14 protein-coding genes are annotated in these 16,155 nt (G+C 63.0%); 6 read left to right on the top strand and 8 right to left on the bottom strand.

The features are described from left to right. Positions 1-23 precede the first annotated feature (23 nt). The 5 genes from Q6D67_RS18770 to Q6D67_RS18750 all read right to left on the bottom strand — a co-directional run bounded on the left by Q6D67_RS18770 (position 24) and on the right by Q6D67_RS18750 (position 4,578). On the bottom strand, positions 24-1,340 hold the full coding sequence (locus Q6D67_RS18770; RefSeq protein WP_304707204.1) for a M20/M25/M40 family metallo-hydrolase: 1,317 nt from the start codon (positions 1,338-1,340) through the stop codon (positions 24-26). 130 nt (positions 1,341-1,470) lie between these two features. Next, positions 1,471-1,917, bottom strand: coding sequence for a DUF2721 domain-containing protein (locus Q6D67_RS18765; RefSeq protein ID WP_304707203.1), 447 nt, complete (start codon positions 1,915-1,917; stop codon positions 1,471-1,473). Between the two features lie 90 nt (positions 1,918-2,007). Further along, a complete protein-coding gene (locus tag Q6D67_RS18760; protein WP_304707202.1) occupies positions 2,008-2,793 on the bottom strand; it encodes a glycerophosphodiester phosphodiesterase in 786 nt (261 codons plus the stop codon). 7 nt (positions 2,794-2,800) lie between these two features. Then, positions 2,801-3,664: a MipA/OmpV family protein gene (locus Q6D67_RS18755; RefSeq protein ID WP_304707201.1), complete on the bottom strand. Its 864-nt coding sequence runs from the start codon at positions 3,662-3,664 to the stop codon at positions 2,801-2,803. Between the two features lie 77 nt (positions 3,665-3,741). Then, a complete protein-coding gene (locus tag Q6D67_RS18750; RefSeq protein WP_304707200.1) occupies positions 3,742-4,578 on the bottom strand; it encodes an alpha/beta hydrolase in 837 nt (278 codons plus the stop codon). A gap of 223 nt (positions 4,579-4,801) precedes the next feature. Between Q6D67_RS18750 and Q6D67_RS18745 the strand changes: the two genes are divergently transcribed. Genes Q6D67_RS18745 through Q6D67_RS18735 form a run of 3 tightly spaced genes read left to right on the top strand, consistent with a single transcriptional unit; the run spans position 4,802 to position 7,565 of the window. After that, entirely contained in the window at positions 4,802-5,896 is a 1,095-nt protein-coding gene (locus Q6D67_RS18745; protein WP_304707199.1) for a hypothetical protein, read from the top strand. 20 nt (positions 5,897-5,916) lie between these two features. After that, positions 5,917-6,369, top strand: coding sequence for a 2,4'-dihydroxyacetophenone dioxygenase family protein (locus Q6D67_RS18740; RefSeq protein ID WP_304707198.1), 453 nt, complete (start codon positions 5,917-5,919; stop codon positions 6,367-6,369). Positions 6,370-6,371: 2 nt separating this feature from the next. Continuing rightward, positions 6,372-7,565 (top strand): cytochrome P450, encoded by a 1,194-nt coding sequence (locus tag Q6D67_RS18735; RefSeq protein ID WP_304707235.1) that lies wholly within the window; start codon positions 6,372-6,374, stop codon positions 7,563-7,565. A gap of 63 nt (positions 7,566-7,628) precedes the next feature. Here the strand turns inward: Q6D67_RS18735 and Q6D67_RS18730 are convergent, their stop codons facing one another. After that, positions 7,629-9,086, bottom strand: coding sequence for an NAD(P)/FAD-dependent oxidoreductase (locus Q6D67_RS18730; RefSeq protein WP_304707197.1), 1,458 nt, complete (start codon positions 9,084-9,086; stop codon positions 7,629-7,631). Positions 9,087-9,198: 112 nt separating this feature from the next. Between Q6D67_RS18730 and Q6D67_RS18725 the strand changes: the two genes are divergently transcribed. Further along, positions 9,199-11,040 carry a DUF3604 domain-containing protein gene (locus tag Q6D67_RS18725; RefSeq protein WP_304707196.1) on the top strand — a complete coding sequence of 614 codons (1,842 nt, stop codon included), beginning with the start codon at positions 9,199-9,201 and terminating at the stop codon, positions 11,038-11,040. A 3-nt stretch (positions 11,041-11,043) separates the two neighbouring features. Here Q6D67_RS18725 and Q6D67_RS18720 read toward each other — a convergent pair whose 3' ends face one another. Beyond that, positions 11,044-13,443, bottom strand: a complete 2,400-nt coding sequence (locus tag Q6D67_RS18720; protein WP_304707195.1) for a patatin-like protein — start codon at positions 13,441-13,443, stop codon at positions 11,044-11,046. Positions 13,444-13,522: 79 nt separating this feature from the next. Between Q6D67_RS18720 and Q6D67_RS18715 the strand changes: the two genes are divergently transcribed. Then, entirely contained in the window at positions 13,523-14,608 is a 1,086-nt protein-coding gene (locus Q6D67_RS18715; protein WP_304707194.1) for a diguanylate cyclase, read from the top strand. Positions 14,609-14,746: 138 nt separating this feature from the next. Here Q6D67_RS18715 and Q6D67_RS18710 read toward each other — a convergent pair whose 3' ends face one another. Beyond that, a complete protein-coding gene (locus tag Q6D67_RS18710; protein WP_304707193.1) occupies positions 14,747-14,890 on the bottom strand; it encodes a hypothetical protein in 144 nt (47 codons plus the stop codon). Between the two features lie 189 nt (positions 14,891-15,079). On the opposite strand from Q6D67_RS18710, the gene Q6D67_RS18705 reads away from it, so the two are divergent. Continuing rightward, a complete protein-coding gene (locus tag Q6D67_RS18705; RefSeq protein ID WP_304707192.1) occupies positions 15,080-15,829 on the top strand; it encodes a triacylglycerol lipase in 750 nt (249 codons plus the stop codon). Positions 15,830-16,155: the final 326 nt, after the last annotated feature.

Here is a 16,155-nt window from a genome sequence, read left to right as displayed (position 1 = left end):
ACAAACGCCCGCAGAGCGGGCTCCTACCGCTGGCCCCCGGCCAGGCGGTGCAACAGCAGAGCCGCTCGCTTGGCCTGCATCGGCAGCGCCGGCAGATAGCCGGTTTCGTGGACGGTGTGCCCCTCGGTGCCGCTCATGCCCAGGCCGTCGATTGCCATCTCCACGTAGTCCGCGGCAAAGGAGATGTCGGCGGCGCCCGCCCGCAGCGGGTTGACCGCGGTCACTGCGCCGAAGCCCAGGTCTTCGCTGACCTGTGAGTACAATTCCAGCAGTCGCAGGTTGCCCGGCGCCGGCGCCATGGGCGGATAGCCCTCGTCGAACCTGATGCTGGCGCTGGTGCCGGGCAGATTCTCCGCCACGATTTCTGCCATGCGCGCCTGGGCGCGGGCGAGCTGCTCTGCCGACAGTGCCCGGATGTCCCCTTCAACCCGGGCCGATTCGGCCACCACATTGCTCTTGCCGAAGGCGCTGGTGGTATTGTCCGCTTCGTTGTTGCGCAACGTGGTGCCACCGGCAATGCGGCCGGGGTTGAAGGTCAGGTACTGCTCGCCGCGAAGTGCCTCGTCCTCGTGGAAGCTGTAGAGGATGCGGGCGGCCTCGTAGATGGCGCCGGAGCCGATGTCCTCGCGGAAAACCTGGGAGGAGTGGGCCGGGGTGCCGCTGACACTCAGGCTCCAGCCCGAGCTGCCGCGCCGGGCGACATTGGCAGTGCGGTAGTCGCCGTCGCCGTTTTCAAAGCCGATGGCAAGGTCAGCGTAGCGGGCGGCCTCCACCAGGGCCTGCTTGGACAGCGCCAGCGGGCTGCCGCTCAGTTCCTCGTCCCCGGTCAGCACGACGGTCACATCCAACTGCTCCAGGGCGCCGGCGTCGCGCAGGGCGGCCAGGGCGCGCAGCATGATCACGTTGCCGCCTTTCATATCGGCAATGCCGGGGCCGGTGGCGTTGTCGCCATCCACGCGGGTAAAGGTCTGGAACGGGCTGTCCGGTTCGAACACAGTATCGAGATGGCCGATCAGCAAGACCTTGACCTGTGCGTCGCTGCCACGGTAGCGGGCGAGCAGGTGCCCGGCGCGTTCAAACGGGGCGCCGTCCACCCACTCCACGTCGAAGTCCAGCGCGGCAAACTCGGCGCTGAACAGCTCACCTACCTTGCGCACCCCCGCCAGGTTCATGGTGCCGCTGTTGAGGTTGACGCTTTCGATCAGCAACTCCAGAGCCGCGGGGTTGGTCCGGTCGATGAAGTCCGCCATGCGTTCTTCTGAGTTGGAGAGAGCGGAGAGCGCGGGTCGTGCCGACAGCACGACCAGAGCAATCGTCAAGTGCCAGAGCAGCTTCTTCATGTTCTTGTCCTCGCAAAAGTGGGTCCCCGATAGTGCCTGTCTGCCGGCTCAATTGCCAACCCTGTGGTCGATGCAAGCGCCACCTGCCGGGCCCGGGTGCGGGCAAACTGGCGGCAGGCACGCCTCCAGTTCAGTCACTGTATTCCTGCCCCGCCACCAGCACTCGGGTGGCGAGCTGCACTTCCTTGATAAGCAGCAGCAGAGCCGCGATCAGTAACAACATTGCCAGTACGAACGTTACCACCACGAAGGTTTCGATGTGGATGGACCAGAAATCGCCGACGAACAGCCCCACGACCACAACACAGACCATCAACGCGGAGGCGGTGCACATGCCAATCGACCAGTTGATGATGCGCACCCGACGCCAGAGCGTGCGCAGCTCGCGGCTGGCGAGCTCGAGTTTTGCGGTATCGGCCAGCGTGGTTACCCTGCGCTCCACAACCCGGGCGCGATCAACGATACGCCCCAGGCGCCCGGACATGACGTTGAGGAAGCCGGCAATACCGGCCAGCAGGAACACCGGGGCAACGGCGATCTGGATGATACTCGCAAGCGCGGTCAGGGAATTGTCCATGGCGGATGTCTCAGCTGGTTGGGCGAGAGTCGACAATGTTGCGATCCAAGTCTCGCATAGTAACATCCGCCAATAGTTGCCAGCGCCTCCTCAGCGGTCGCGGTTAACCAGTTCCTGCATTGCCATGATCCGGTCGGTAAAAATCCAGTCGGCGCCACGATGGACTTCGCGCCGCAGAGCCCCGGCATTCTCCACAAAGCCGGTGCCGATCTTGCGGCCCGCCGCCCGTAGCTGCGCCAGCCGGCGGCTACCCAACAGGGCGAAGGAGCCGGCGACGCCGCCGTGCCCCAGCGCCAGATTCTGGCGGATGATGGCGCCGGCATTCATCCAGGCGACGTCCACGAAGGCCGATCTCGGTATGTTGCGGAAGCCTTCCAGGTGGTCGGGTTCCAGCGACAGCAGGTGGTAATCCCGCTCCGGTTCAAGATCTTTGAGTGCGGCAGCAACGCGGGCCGGGTATTCTGGGCGCTGGCGCCAGGACTCCTTTACTTCCAGCATCAGGTGCAGGCTGCCGGCGAAGCGCTCGACCACTTCCTGCAAATGCAGGATCTCGGGTATCGCGGCGCGCAGGGTGGCGAAGTCCGTGCTGGCAATCATCAGCTCAGGACGGTTGAACAGCCGTCCACAGCCGGGGTCGTGGTGAATGACCGGCTCGCCATCGCGGGTCAGGTGGATATCGGTTTCCACTGCCCAGGCGCCGGCATCCGCGCAGAGCTGGAAGGCGGCGAGGGTGTTCTCGGTAGCGGCGCCGGGCCCGTGGGCGCCGCGGTGGGCGACCAGTCGAACGTCGCGCCCACGCAGGCTGCTGCGGGAACCCGGCGCCAGGGCCCAGGCTGCGTTGGCAAGATGATTCGCAACTGACGACAGACTGGGCATTGCCCGCCTAATGGCCCCGTGAACGCAGCACGGTGCGCTTGCTGTCGAATACGGACCAGATGAAGCCGCCACCGAAGTTCACTGTGTAGTCTCTCTCGAACAGCGGGCTGTCGCGGTTGGCAGCCCCCTGGTGGCTGATGATCTGGGTGCCGCCGAACACCTGGAAGCGGTCGGTAAAATTCCAGCGTGCGAACAGGCTGAGCTGAGTGCCGAAATATCCTTCTTCAGCTCTGTACTGTGGCCGCTCGGCGGTCACGAACTCGGGAGCCACGCCATAGAAAAAGTCATGCAGCTGGCGGTCGGCCCAGATCGGGAGCAGGGAAACGCTGGTCTCCAGCTGCGGCCAGAGCAGGCCCCAGTGGCGGTAGCGCAGCACAGGTTCGGCGACGTAGCCCTGGTGGTCAACGCCCTTGAAATCGGTGGAAAACGCAGCCCGGGCCTGCAGCGCCAGGTCGAGCTCGCCATAGCCGTTGTCCGTGAATTCGTAGCGACCGAGCTTCAGGCGCAGCTGCGGACCCAGCTCGAACAGAAAGTCCAGGTCCGGCATACCCTCGCGGCGCTCGTTGCGGTCGCTGCGGGCGTCAAAGGCGGCGTCGAAGGACATGGACAGTTCGAAGCGGGAGCTCTCCGCCGCTACCGCCCGCGCCGTCTGGCCGTCACCAACACGAAAAACGTCGCCGCGGTAGACCACGTAGGGCAGGGCGATGGCGCGGGTGCGCCGCTCCGAGGACGATGGGTAGTCCGGCGTGTGCAGGGCCCCGGCGCCGAAGCCCAGCTCCCACAGCGGCAGTTCCTCAAGGGGCGGCTCGGCCCGCACACTGGTGGCGAGCAGGATCCCGGGTAACAGTCGAAGGAGCAAGGGCAGCGGCATGTGGTTTCCCGTGTCGGTGCGAAAGGCCAATGATATAGGCATGACTGCAGGATTGCATTGTAACGATTGATCGACTGTTACACTGCAGGCCCTGGCTCCAGATACCTGGCGAGGAATACGTCTATTTCCCGCCAGCCCGCGGAGCGTGGGTTGAGATCCAGCGTGTTGTGTTCCGCCCCCGGCTGGCTCCAGTGCAGCAGGGGCCCCTGGTGTGCGCTCTTCAGCGGCAGGGCGAGGCGTTCCGGCACGGTCCGGTCCGCGCGACCGGTTACCATGACCATGGGGCCCTTGAAGTCAGTCAACAGTTCCAGGGTGTCGAATCGGTCCCGTAGCAGCAGCGATACCGGCAAAAAAGGCAGGTGATGGCGCGCTGTCGCACCCAGCGACGAAAACGGTGTTACCAATATCAGACCCGCGACCGCTTCCGGCCGCGCTGCGACCACATGGGCGGCGACGCCGCTGCCGAGCGACTCTCCCAACAGCAGTACCGCCCCGGCGCGCTGCGCCTGCAGCTGATCCATGGCCTGCAGGGCTGCGTTGCGCAGGGTCTGTTCGGTGGGGCGTCCGGCCCGCGGTCCGTAGCCGGGGTATTCCATAATGTAAACTTCCCAGGGGCCGGATTGGTCCAGGCCGAAGAACAGATTGATCCAATACTGCCGGTCCAAGGCCTGGCCAGCGTTGCCGTGCATGACCAGCACCCGCCGGGTTGCGCCGGGTTCACTCTTGTACCACCCCAACCAGGTGCCATCCTTGTCCAGCCAGGCGCTGCCGCCGAGGCGGGCCACATCGGTCAACGCGCTATCCATGCGCTGTGTCTGCGGGTAATAAATGAACGAACGCTGCAGCAGAGCATAGAACAGGGTCACCCCGATGTAGCCGAGGACTACAGTGCCGACCAGGCTACTCAAGCGCATGGCCGCGCGCCTGTTGGCAGCCGGCGCGGCCATCCAGCGGACATTACTGTGCGCCTCTGCCATACAGTTTCACGTAGGCCTGAGTGCCGGCGTCATCTATCAGTTCGATTTCTCTCATGGGGTGCCCCCGCACCGGTCCGTACCGTCATTTTTGTCAGCTATTGTGTCGCATTGGCGTCAGGTGCGGTATCCTCGACTAACAGTCATTAGTCTGGAGCTCGTCATGCTGTCGCAAATGGACGATTACCCGCTACACCAGATCGCCGACCTGATGCGTTTTGTCGGCACCTCCGATCGCAACTTCTACGACCGCTACTACTTCAATATGCACGCCTCCAGTGACGATCTGTTCATGGTGATGGGTCTGGGCCAGTACCCGACCCTGGACGTGCAGGACGCATTCGTCGTGGTGCGCCGGGGCGACAAACACCACGTGGTGCGCGGTTCCCGCGAGCTGGGCCACGACCGCATGGATACGTCTGTCGGCCCCATCCGTATCGAGGTGATCAAGGGCCTGGAGAAGGTGCGGTTCATTGTCGAAGAGCGCCCGGATCAGCCGCTGGCCATGGACATTACCTGGGACGGCGCGATTCCTGCCTACCAGGAGCCACGGCATTATATCCGCAAGCACGGCCGGGTGCTGTTCGACAGCATGCGCTTCGCCCAGACCGGCTGCTGGAGCGGCAGTCTGCGCATCGGCGAGGAAACCTTCGAGGTGACACCGGACCGCTGGAAGGGCAGCCGCGACCGCTCCTGGGGCATCCGCCCCGTGGGCGAGTTCGAGCCGCCCGGGGTTCATGCCGGTACCCCGATCATGGAGGGCATGTGGAACTATGCGCCGATGCAGTTTGACGATTTCTCCATTCTGTATATCGTCAACGAGCACAACGACGGCCAGCGTGTGCTGGAGGACGCGGTACGGGTGTGGAAGGATCCGTCCCGGGAGACGGAATGGCTGGGGCGGCCGGAACACGATCACCATCTGGTGGTGGCCAAACCCTACCAGTCCTTTATTGACCGCTCGGTGCTACGCTTCCCCGATGCACCCGGTGGCCCTCTGGAAGTGGCGGTGACGCCCCTGACCCATGTCTGGGTGATGGTCGGCACCGGTTACGGCCTCGAGCCGGACTGGAAGCATGGCATGTACAAGGGCAAGGAAGTGGTGGAACACTTCAGCCTGGATCTGGAGCAGGACAAGGAGCGCATGTTCGGGCTGGTGGACAACGCCGCCCGGTTTGAACTCAGTTCCGGCGAAGTGGGTTACGGCCTGTTCGAGTACTGTTTTTTTGGCAACTTCGACCGTTACGGCGTGGCCTGAGGTCGACTCAAGGAGAGCAAGTGAACGTGCACAGTGCATTGGCGATACATATCGGGCAGGAGGAACTGCCTTTCGTGGACATCGGCGACGGCAGCCTGCTGAAGGTGCTGCAGGTGAAGCCCGACGAGGGCATCTGGGTCATCGAGAACATTTTCCAGGCGGGCTATGAAGTGGAAACCCACCGCCACACGGGGCCGGTGTACGGCTTTACCACCTCCGGTGCCTGGAAGTACAAGGAATACGACTACGTGAACCGGGCCGGCTCCTTCCTGTACGAACCCGCGGGCTCCGAGCACACGCTGCAATGTATCGAGGACAACACCCGGGTCTGGTTCCACATGACCGGTTCCAACATCAATCTCGATACGCAGGGCAACATCACCTCCGTGGTTGACGGTGCCCTGACCCTGCAGTTCTACCTGGCCATGTGTGAGCAGCAGGGCCTGCCGCGGCCGCAGGTGCTGGTGGGTTGAGCATGGAGATCGATGTCTACAGCCCGGACAGCTATACCCGTGGTATTCCCCATGAGCAGTTCGCCTGGTTGCGTGAGCACGCACCGGTGTACTGGCATGAGCATCCCGATGGCGGTGGCTACTGGGTCCTGAGCAGACACGCGGACATTGTCGCTGTATCCCGGGATTTCAAGACCTTCTCCGCCCAGCAGGGCTTTGTCATGGTAGATGACCTGCCGCCGGATATTCTGGCAATGGCGCAGAACCAGCTACTGGGCATGGACCCGCCCAACCACGGTCCCATCCGCCGCGCGGTGATCACCCGCTTTACCTCCAGGCGCCTGGCAGAATTGGAACCGAAAGTACGGGAGATCGCCCGCGCGGCGATGGCCCGGGTGCCGGTGGGCGAGGAGATCAACTTCGTCGACGACCTGGCGGGCGATTTGCCGACGGCGGTTATCTGCTCGTTGCTGGATATTCCGGTATCGATGTGGCCGCAGATCCGGCGCTGGTCAGACCTGCAGACCTCCGGCACCGACCCGGACCTCGGCGGTACCCCGGAAGCGGTGACCCAGGCCTCGATCGAGATGGGCAGCTACGGTTACAGCCTCGCCAGCGAGCGTCGCGATGGTGACGGCGAGGATCTGGTGTCCCTGCTGGTCAACCAGGAAATCGACGGTCACCGGGTCTCGGAAATGGAGTTTGCCTCCCTTTTTGTGCAACTGGCAGTGGCCGGCAACGAAACCACTCGCGGCCTGATCAGCTCGGGCATGAACCAGCTGCTGCAACAGCCTGACGTCTACCGGGCGCTGGTCGCGGACAGCAGTGGGCTGCCCCTGGCGGTGGAGGAGATGTTGCGCTGGACCTGCCCGCTACACTACTTCCGCCGCACGGCAACCTGCGACACCGAAATCCGGGGGCAGCGAATCGGTGCCGGTGAGCGGGTAGTGATGCTCTACAGTTCAGGCAACTTCGACGAAGATGTCTTTGCAGACCCGCTGCGCTTCGAGATTACCCGCGCTCCCAACCCGCACCTGGCTTTTGGCCACGGTATCCACCTGTGTCTCGGTGCCAACCTGGCGCGGATGGAAGCGCGGATATTCTTCGAAGAGTTCTTCGACACCTTCTCTGGCATTGAGCGCACCGGGCAGCCGGTTTACATCCGCTCCAACTGCATTCACGGCTTCAAGCAGATGCCGGTGCGCTTGCAGGGATAGGACGGTAGGACGGGGACAGGTCTTTGCGAGACCTGTCCCCGCTTTCGCCTACTTTCCTGCCAATCAGCCAAGCTTGTACTCCTGCAGCCCGCTGGCGTCATGTAGTTTGCAGTACTCGCGGAAATTGCCCGGAAACAGGAATGGCGCGTGGCCGGCGGCATTGCGGTAGTAACTGTGGCAGTCGCTGGCGCCCCAGGAAAAACGCTCAAACCGGTGTGCCATCCAGGCGTTGTAAACCTCGAATGCCTCATCCCGCGGCTGCATGTGCTCCGCGCCGGCAGCGCACATATCTTTGAGTAACCTGACGATCGTGGCCACGCTTTTTTCCGCGGTTTTGAAGTAGGAAACGTTCAGCACCAGGCCGTTGGGTCCCACGGCGAAGAAGTAGTTGGGGAACCCCGGGACCGAGATTCCCTTGTGCGCCCGCGGGTTGTGGGCCATGACATCGCCGAGTCGGGTGCCTTCACTGCCGGTAACCGCAATCCGATCAAAATCCAGGATCCGGTAGCCGGTACAGTAAATGATAATGTCGACGTCGATCTCGCGACCGTCTGTGGTAACCAGCCCGGTGGGGGTGACCGCCTGCAAGCCGGCGGCGACCAGCTCCACATTGTCCCGGTTCAGCGCCGGATAGAAGTCGTCGGAGACCAGGCCCCGCTTGCAGCCGTAGCGGCTGTCGGGGGTCAGCTTCCGGCGCAGCTCGGGGTCGCTGATACTGCGGGCAATGAAGTTCTTCGCCACGTTCTCGAACTGGTCCATACGCTTGTGGCCCAGGGTTACCGCGTACTGGACCTGGCCCATCAGCGCGCCTTGCCATGTTCGCAGCAGTGTAATCAGGGCGGGAACACGCCGCGCAAGACGCCGCTGCCAGGCCGGGTAGGGCTTTTTGCCCCGGGGCATGATCCAGTTGGCGGAGCGCTGCAACACGGTCAGCTGCCCCGCCAGCCTGGCCACTTCAGGCACGATTTGTACCGCACTCGCCGCCGAACCAACGATGGCGATACGCTTGCCCGCCAGTTCCACCGCGTGGTTCCAGCGGGTAGCGTGCCAGCTGTCGCCCTGGAACAGGTCCATGCCGGGCACCTCGGGAAACAGCGGTGTGTGCTGGTTGCCCATGGCGTTGATCACCACGTCGTACTCCAGTGTCTCGCCGTTCGCGGTTTCCAGGCGCCAGCAGCCATCTGACTGGAAGTTGGCGCTGGTGATTCGGGTGTTCAACCGCAGGTAGGGATCCAGCCCGAACTCTGTCGCACAACGCGCCAGATAGGCCTGGATTTCGGGCTGGTCGACGAAGCTGGCGCTCCAGTCCGGATTGGGGGCATAGGAGAACGAGTAGGAGTGGGCCCAGACATCGCAGGCCAGGCCGGGATAGGAGTGTAAGCGCCAGGTGCCGCCGGGGGCGTCGAGCGCGTCAAAAATCGTAATGCGGTCAAAGCCCTGACGTAGTAGTTCACGGCCGCTGGCGATGCCTGCTGGACCGGCACCGATAACCGCGACGCGCAGGGTGGAAGGGTCTGGCATGGCTTTGTCCTTATGTTGTCGCCGGAGTCTTGCATCTATCGCCGGGTCGGGCAAACTGAGTGGGATGGATATGTAGGCTCCCGTCAATCGAATAACAAATTTGGGGAACTCAATGAAATTCTGGTTTGTGTTGTTGCTACTGCCTCTCGCCGCATTCGCTGAGGAAAAGCAATTGCTCTGGGGCGACACGCATTTGCACACCACGTTTTCCTCTGATGCCTTCGCCAACAACAACCTGCTCGCGGATCCCGATACCGCCTACCGCTATGCGCGGGGATTGCCGGTCATCCACCCCTACCACCGCGCCCGGGTGCAGATAGAAACGCCGCTGGATTTCCTCGTGGTCTCGGATCACGCGGAATACCTGGGCGTCATCCGGCACCTGTATTTCAAAGGCGCGGAGGGTGTGGAGACTGGTCTGGTGGACAAGCTGAAAGCGGGTTTTGTCGGCTGGCTGCTGCGCCGTCGGGTGGACGCAGGGCGCGGCAGCGAATTGTTCGTGTCGGTACTACCCGAGGCGGGTGCGGACCCGCGAGCGGCGGCCGCGGAGCCCCTGGGCTCCAGTATGATTCCGCCCCTGCCCACAGTGGAGGCAGACACCTGGCGCCAGATTACCGACGCCGCTGAGCGCTACAACGATCCCGGTAACTTTACCGCGATGATTGGCTGGGAGTGGAGTTCCATCCCCGGCGGTGCCAACCTGCACCGGGTGGTGGTGACCGACGGCGATGCCCGCAGTGCACAGCAGTACCAGCCTTACGGACTGGATGACAGCCCCTATCCCGAAGATCTGTGGCGCTGGCTGTCAGAAACGGCCACCGCGACCGGCGATGATTTTGTCGCCATCCCGCACAATTCCAATATCTCCAAGGGCTTCATGTTCGACGACCAGACCCTGCGCGGCGAGCCGGTGGGCGCGGAATGGGCGGAGGTACGCAGCTACTGGGAGCCGGTGGCGGAGATCACCCAGATCAAGGGCGATTCCGAGACCCATCCGGCGCTGTCTCCCGCCGACCCCTTCGCCGATTTCGAGACCTACCCCTATTACATCCAGCGGGGCACCAGCGAGTACCTGCCCAAACCGGGCGACTATCTGCGCCCCGCGCTGTTGCGTGGCCTGGGCCTGGAAGCCGCGACAGGGGTCAATCCGTTCCGCCTGGGCTTTATTGGTTCCACCGATTCTCACACCGCACTACCGTCGGCGGAAGAACGCAATTTCCACGGCAAACTCGCCACCGACTCCATTCCCGAAAACAAGAACAACCGCTGGGACGGAGGCGAGGGCCCGACCGGTTGGGCCATGTCGGCGTCCGGGCTGGCGGCGGTGTGGGCGGAATCCAACACTCGCGAGGATATTCTGTCCGCGCTGCGACGGCGGGAGGTGTATGCCACTACCGGCCCGCGCATTGGCGTGCAGCTCTACGCCGGCTGGAACCTGCCAGTGGTAGCTGTGGATGGCGCCGACGACTGGCGGGCCGCAGCGGCCGCCGGGGTGCCGATGGGTGGCGTGCTGCAGGCACCGGGGCAGCCGGGCCTCGCCCCGCAGATTCTGGTGCAGGCCACGCGCGACCCGCGGGGCGCGAACCTGGACCGGATCCAGGTAATCAAGGGCTGGATTGATGCTGCGGGGGCAACCCACGAGCGCATCTACGACGTGGCCTGGTCCGGCGGGCGCAGTGTCGAATGCGGCCAGCTGCCCGCGGTGGGGAACACCGTCGATGTGGCCAGCGGCAACTGGGACAACAGCATCGGCGAGGCCCGGCTGGCCGCGCTGTGGCAGGACCCGGACTTCGACCCGGCGCAGACCGCGTTCTACTACGTGCGGGTGCTGGAAATTCCGACTCCGCGCCATTCACTGCTGGACGCGATTGCCCTGGCACAGGAGGATGCTGCGGGCCAGCCCGACACCCTGCAGGAGCGGGCCTATACCTCGCCGGTGTGGTATTCGCCCTGAGCCCTAGAGACCGTTGGCTTCCGCTTCCAGTGCGGCGATCAACTCACTGACTTCGCCAAGATGGGGTGTCTCCGCCTCGAGGATGGCGAGGAACAGCGCCTTCTTGATCGCCGCCAGGTCCACTCCCGCAGCGACCGCCTCAGGCACTGCGCTGCCGACGATGTCCACCAGTCGCTCGGCGGCGGTGAGCCGGCCCCAGAGGTAGTCGTTCTCGCGGGAACGGCGGGAGAAGAAAGCGCCGAAATTACCGAACTGTACGCCCTTCAACACATCCCTCGCGCCGCCCTGGCGCAGGGTATTGGCGTCGTCCACGGCAATGCGATCAACCTTGATTTCCTCGAGCGCATCCATGTTGTGGCTCTGGGTCATGGGGAAGGTCAGCACATCGTATTGGGCAAAGCCAAAATATGCGGTCAGGATCTCCCGCACCAGGACCGTGTCTTCAACTTCGCGGCACCAGGCCGCCAACTCCTCGTCCAGCGCGGTATCAAATTCTTCCAGATCCAGGTTCTCCTGCAGCTGAACCAGGAAGGCATTGAGATGGTCTCCCTCGAGGGTGGCGCCGGAACGCTGCAGCTTCTGACTGCGCCAGTTCAGGTGCTCGCGCAGTTGCTCGGTGCGTCGGTTCAGGCGCAGCTTGAGCCTGTCCAGCTGGACTTGCAGCCCGGTTACTCCGGCCACACTCTCGACGGTGTACAGCTCGTTGCTGCGTCGGATCAGCAGCAGTACCCGGCGCAGCCGATGGCGAATGTCGTAGGCGCGCAGGAAGCGCACCCAGGGGGCAGCATCCCGGTAACCGGCGCTGCTCGCCGTGTCGCCCATGGGGCGGATTCGTTTCTCCCGCGCCCAGGCTTGCACACGCGCCACAGCTTCAGGCCGGGTCAGGCCGCGTGTACTGTGCTGGAACAGGACCGCCAGCTCATCCAGCAGGCCCAGCACCTTCAGCCGAGTGTAGCCCTCGTAGGCGTAGCCTGCTTCCACCGCGGCGTTGGAGTTGGCGTCGCTGCGCCAGCGGGCGATGGTGCGCGCATCTGGCGCTGCGGTGAGCTCGGCGTCGAGGGTTGCTCCCATGCTGGCGAGGACCTGGGCGCGGACCCCATCCGCCACCTCGCGATGCAGGTGCACCTGCTCGTTGAAGTGGGCGATCCATTCCAGGTCGTCGCGAATGGGCTGATGCCGGGGGATATTCGACAGTGCGCCGGCGATGGTCTTGAAAAAGCCGGGAATCTCGTGGTCAACCTCCCGCTCAACCTCGGGATTGGGTTCCAGATAGACCAGGCGGCGATCGGTCTGGCGGTGGGCGGGATGACGCTGCACCGCATCGAGTGCCACCGATACCGGCTTGTTCATCAACACGCTGCCATCGATGAATGCCGCGTCCTCTGCGGTCTCGCCGGCGCGGCGGGAGGTCTTGAACTGATCCCTGATGAAGGCGTCCCGGCCCGCCCAGTCCAGCCCGCGCTGTTGCACCAGGGCATCCATTTCCGGTAACCGCGCCGGCGGGAAGGCCCCGGGAAAGCTGCTGGTGGCGCGGGCGGCGAAGGCCAGCGACGGCAGTTGATCCCGCCCCAGGGTCGAGGCGCTTTTTCCGTCCTGGGTGAAATGGTGATGGAACTGGAACAGATGCCGGTGTTCCCGTTCCTGAATCTCCGGTGGGTCGTGCAGCGGAATGGTCTGCGGCTGGCCCCAGAAGTCCGTGGTGGTGACAAACAGTTCCAGCGGCAGCCCCGGCGGCAGCAGGGAATCGTGGCTGCCGGGTGCTTCCTTGCCCAGGGCTTCCAGGGCATCGAGCATCATCGCGCTCATGCGCGGGCCGCAAAAGGGTGGTTCGAACCACCGCGAGCGCATGAACAGCGACAGGTTGTGCAGGACCTCGGGGTCTCCACCGGAGGTGCCGAGGCGGCGTTGCCGCCGGCGCTGGTGCAGGCCGGCGAGCCAGAACAGCGGCCGCATATAAGCTTTCGACAGTCGGCTGGCACGCGCCTCCGGGTCCAGCAGTTCATCGACATCGGCCAGCTCCAGCCACAGCTTGCGGTGGTCGTCCAGGGACAGGTCGAAGGCCAGGGCCCGGGCCAGCATGATGCCGTTGATGCCCCCTGCGGAAGCACCGGCGATGACATCCACCAGCACCCGCAGCCGCACGGTGCCGCCAATCTGCTGCAGCAGTTTGAAGTACACGGCTTCGGTGTCCAGCTCGCCGCGGTGTCTGGTCTCGTCCTCGTAGCGCCCGCCGGCCGCCTCATCCTCGGCCAGCGCGTGGTAGGCGCGCGAGGCGCGCACCAGCTTGAGGATCTCGCGGGTAATGCCGTGCATGTAGACTGCCAGGGAGACGCCGCCATAGCACACCAGGGCTAGGCGCAGCTCCCGTTCGGGAATGGCGCCGGGTGTTGCTTTGGTAGACATTTTAGCCTCTCCTTGTGCCGATAGCGCAGCGATCAGAAGTCCAGTATTGTAGAATGTACCTCTACTGCCCATTATCAAAATGATGATTACAGACCATACAACATACACTATCGATCAGGCACAGGCGCTGCGCCTGAAGCGCATGGCCTGGGGCTTTGGCGTTCAAGCCTGCACCATGTTGATCGTCGTTGCATTGTACGGCATGGGCATGATACCCGGCCTGCCGGTGGTGATTTACCTGGGGATGATCGTGGCCCTGGATGTCGGCTTCATCACAACCATAAAAACGGGCATCAACCTCCGCTTCAAAGATCCCAGCTTGACGGCCTTGCAGATCACACTGTCCGTGTTCCCCGTCATTTATATCATGTTTTTTGTCATGGAACCGCAGGCCCGTATGGCCCTTCTCCTGATGGGCACCAGCAGTCTGCTGTTCGGCATGTTTGGCCTGGGTAGACGCGGGATGTTGCAGGTGGTCGGCGTTATTCTGGCTGGCTATCTGGGATTGCTGCTGGCGCTGTACCTGTGGGCGCCTGAGCGCATCAACCTTCTCGTAGAAGCTGTTATCGTGTTTGCGTATGCCTGCGTACTGGCGATAAATGCCTACCTCGGCAGTGTCATTTCCAGTATGCGTCACAAGCTGAAAATCCAGAACCGTGAGCTTGCCGAATTAGCCACGCTGGATCCGCTGACCCGCCTGCCCAACCGTCGCTCCTTGATGGCTCAACTGGTGAAGGAATCAGCGCGCTCCGAGCGGCGCTTTCCCGAGCAGGACGCATTGTGCGTGAGTATGCTGGACGTCGACAACTTCAAGCAGGTCAATGATACCTGGGGGCACGAAGCGGGCGACAGGATATTGTGCCAGGTTGGCGACGCGATGCGGGACATCATGCGCGAAGGTGATTTTGTGGGCCGGTTCGGTGGCGAAGAGTTTGTGATCATTCTGCCCGAGACATCACTGGAAGCCGCACGCGCGCTGGTAACACGCATACGTGACACCATTGCAGCCATGCAGTTTCCGGAGTTGCCCGCAGGAGCGCAGGTGACAGTGTCCCAGGGTATCGCGGCTCATCGGAGCGGCGAGCGTATAGAAGATACGCTGAAGCGCGCCGACGATGCGCTCTTCAGGGCCAAGGATGGCGGCCGGAATCTGGTCGTTTGCTGAGGGTTCAGTTCTGGACGGCCTCGCCTCCGCCAGCTTCGGCGGCCTAATCGCAAATGCCTGACTGAAGGGAGAGTGCTCAATTGACGAGACGCAATCCGGGAGGCTTTTATAGGGATAGGCTGATGCGGCATAAAACGCTCACTGGTCGGTCCAGGCGGTGATCGAGGTTAACGTCGCCCAGTCGCGCTCCCAGTCGAGCTTCATTGAAGCAGAATCGATGTCGCGCTCGTTTTTGCCCAGCCGGCCCCGCAGTGCGGTGTCTTCATAAAGATGCAGGCTCATGAGCTAAACAGGGAAGGGCAGCGGTTAATGGGTGCGGCGGCCTGGCTGCCAGGAGACGTGGGCAAGCGAACAGACGCGGTCGAGCTCCGGCTCTAATATGGCAATTCAAGTCATCCGCATCAGCGTTCGCTGAATGCGCAAGCCGTCAAATCACTCCAGCGACGGCGACGCCCATACCCAGGAAAAACCATGATCAATCCGAATGGACTGGGGATTCAACGTCCCTCGCTCTCGCTGCTCCTGTCCGAGCCCTTTCGTGCCGCGACAGAGTTCGCCCGGCACAGATTGGGGAAAGTATACGACGCGGAGCCTGGTGACGGGCACCCAGTAGTAATCTTCCCGGGACTTGGCGCGGACGGGGAATCTGTCGCCACCCTGCGCGCCTACTGCCTGGCGCTGGGTTACGATGCGTTCGACTGGGGTCAGGGGTTCAATAACGGTCCAAAAGGCGATCTCGACACCTGGCTGCACACCCTGAAGTCCCGGATCGTCGATCTGCTGTCTGGTCATACCCAGCCGGCCACTCTTATTGGCTGGAGCCTGGGCGGGCTCTACGCGCGGGAACTGAGTAAGCTGATGGCACCGCGCATCCGGCAGGTGATCACCATGGGGACACCCTTCAACGCAGAGGCCGACCACACCAACGTGGGCTGGCTCTTCCGTTACCTGAGCGGAAGTTCGACGGCGATTGATCCGGCCCTGAGTCTGCGGCTGCGCACACCGCCACCGATTCGTACTACCTCGATATACAGTCGTTCGGATGGTGTGGTTGCGTGGGAGACCTGTTGCCACCTTGAGCGGTCCAGCCTCGTGCATGATATCGAAGTCAGCGGCAGCCATCTCGGCATGAACTGGAACCGGGATGTGCTGGCGGTGGTTGCCGATCGACTCGGTCAGCAACCCGGGCCATGGCGTCGATACGTGCGAGCATCTCGATGATCCCCGGCCCGCAGCAACCGTTGCAGTCGCTGAACTTGTCTGGGTGTACGAGGATCCCTTGCAGGACATCTTGCAGGCGAGAGCATTGTCGACCGTGATCAAGGATGGCAGAATTCGCGGTGTCGGCATGTTGGATCAGATCCGGGCAGTTTTCGGGCCATTTCCTGCACCGAAGAGTTGAGCACAAATAATAATAGGCAAGAGGGGAGCGCATGACGACGCGGCTGAAGGTTGCACTGCTATTGATGTCAGTGGCACTAGTATCATAAACCATTAATTACGAAACATAATGTCGAGACATTTTGAGATCTGCATCTTGCCGAGAG

It is taken from the genome of Haliea sp. E1-2-M8 (assembly GCF_030649675.1).
Lineage (GTDB): Bacteria > Pseudomonadota > Gammaproteobacteria > Pseudomonadales > Halieaceae > Haliea.
This window is presented reverse-complemented; position numbering and strand designations above follow the sequence as displayed.

What these genes read in the sequence shown, in the direction of transcription:
- Q6D67_RS18730 (WP_304707197.1), bottom strand. Translation starts at nt 9,086, where the DNA reads ATGCCAGACCCTTCCACCCTGCGCGTCGCGGTTATCGGTGCCGGTCCA.
- Q6D67_RS18720 (WP_304707195.1), bottom strand. Translation starts at nt 13,443, where the DNA reads ATGTCTACCAAAGCAACACCCGGCGCCATTCCCGAACGGGAGCTGCGC.
- Q6D67_RS18735 (WP_304707235.1), top strand. Translation starts at nt 6,372, where the DNA reads ATGGAGATCGATGTCTACAGCCCGGACAGCTATACCCGTGGTATTCCC.
- Q6D67_RS18765 (WP_304707203.1), bottom strand. Translation starts at nt 1,917, where the DNA reads ATGGACAATTCCCTGACCGCGCTTGCGAGTATCATCCAGATCGCCGTT.
- Q6D67_RS18755 (WP_304707201.1), bottom strand. Translation starts at nt 3,664, where the DNA reads ATGCCGCTGCCCTTGCTCCTTCGACTGTTACCCGGGATCCTGCTCGCC.
- Q6D67_RS18710 (WP_304707193.1), bottom strand. Translation starts at nt 14,890, where the DNA reads ATGAGCCTGCATCTTTATGAAGACACCGCACTGCGGGGCCGGCTGGGC.
- Q6D67_RS18760 (WP_304707202.1), bottom strand. Translation starts at nt 2,793, where the DNA reads ATGCCCAGTCTGTCGTCAGTTGCGAATCATCTTGCCAACGCAGCCTGG.
- Q6D67_RS18715 (WP_304707194.1), top strand. Translation starts at nt 13,523, where the DNA reads ATGATGATTACAGACCATACAACATACACTATCGATCAGGCACAGGCG.
- Q6D67_RS18745 (WP_304707199.1), top strand. Translation starts at nt 4,802, where the DNA reads ATGCTGTCGCAAATGGACGATTACCCGCTACACCAGATCGCCGACCTG.
- Q6D67_RS18705 (WP_304707192.1), top strand. Translation starts at nt 15,080, where the DNA reads ATGATCAATCCGAATGGACTGGGGATTCAACGTCCCTCGCTCTCGCTG.
- Q6D67_RS18770 (WP_304707204.1), bottom strand. Translation starts at nt 1,340, where the DNA reads ATGAAGAAGCTGCTCTGGCACTTGACGATTGCTCTGGTCGTGCTGTCG.
- Q6D67_RS18750 (WP_304707200.1), bottom strand. Translation starts at nt 4,578, where the DNA reads ATGCGCTTGAGTAGCCTGGTCGGCACTGTAGTCCTCGGCTACATCGGG.
- Q6D67_RS18725 (WP_304707196.1), top strand. Translation starts at nt 9,199, where the DNA reads ATGAAATTCTGGTTTGTGTTGTTGCTACTGCCTCTCGCCGCATTCGCT.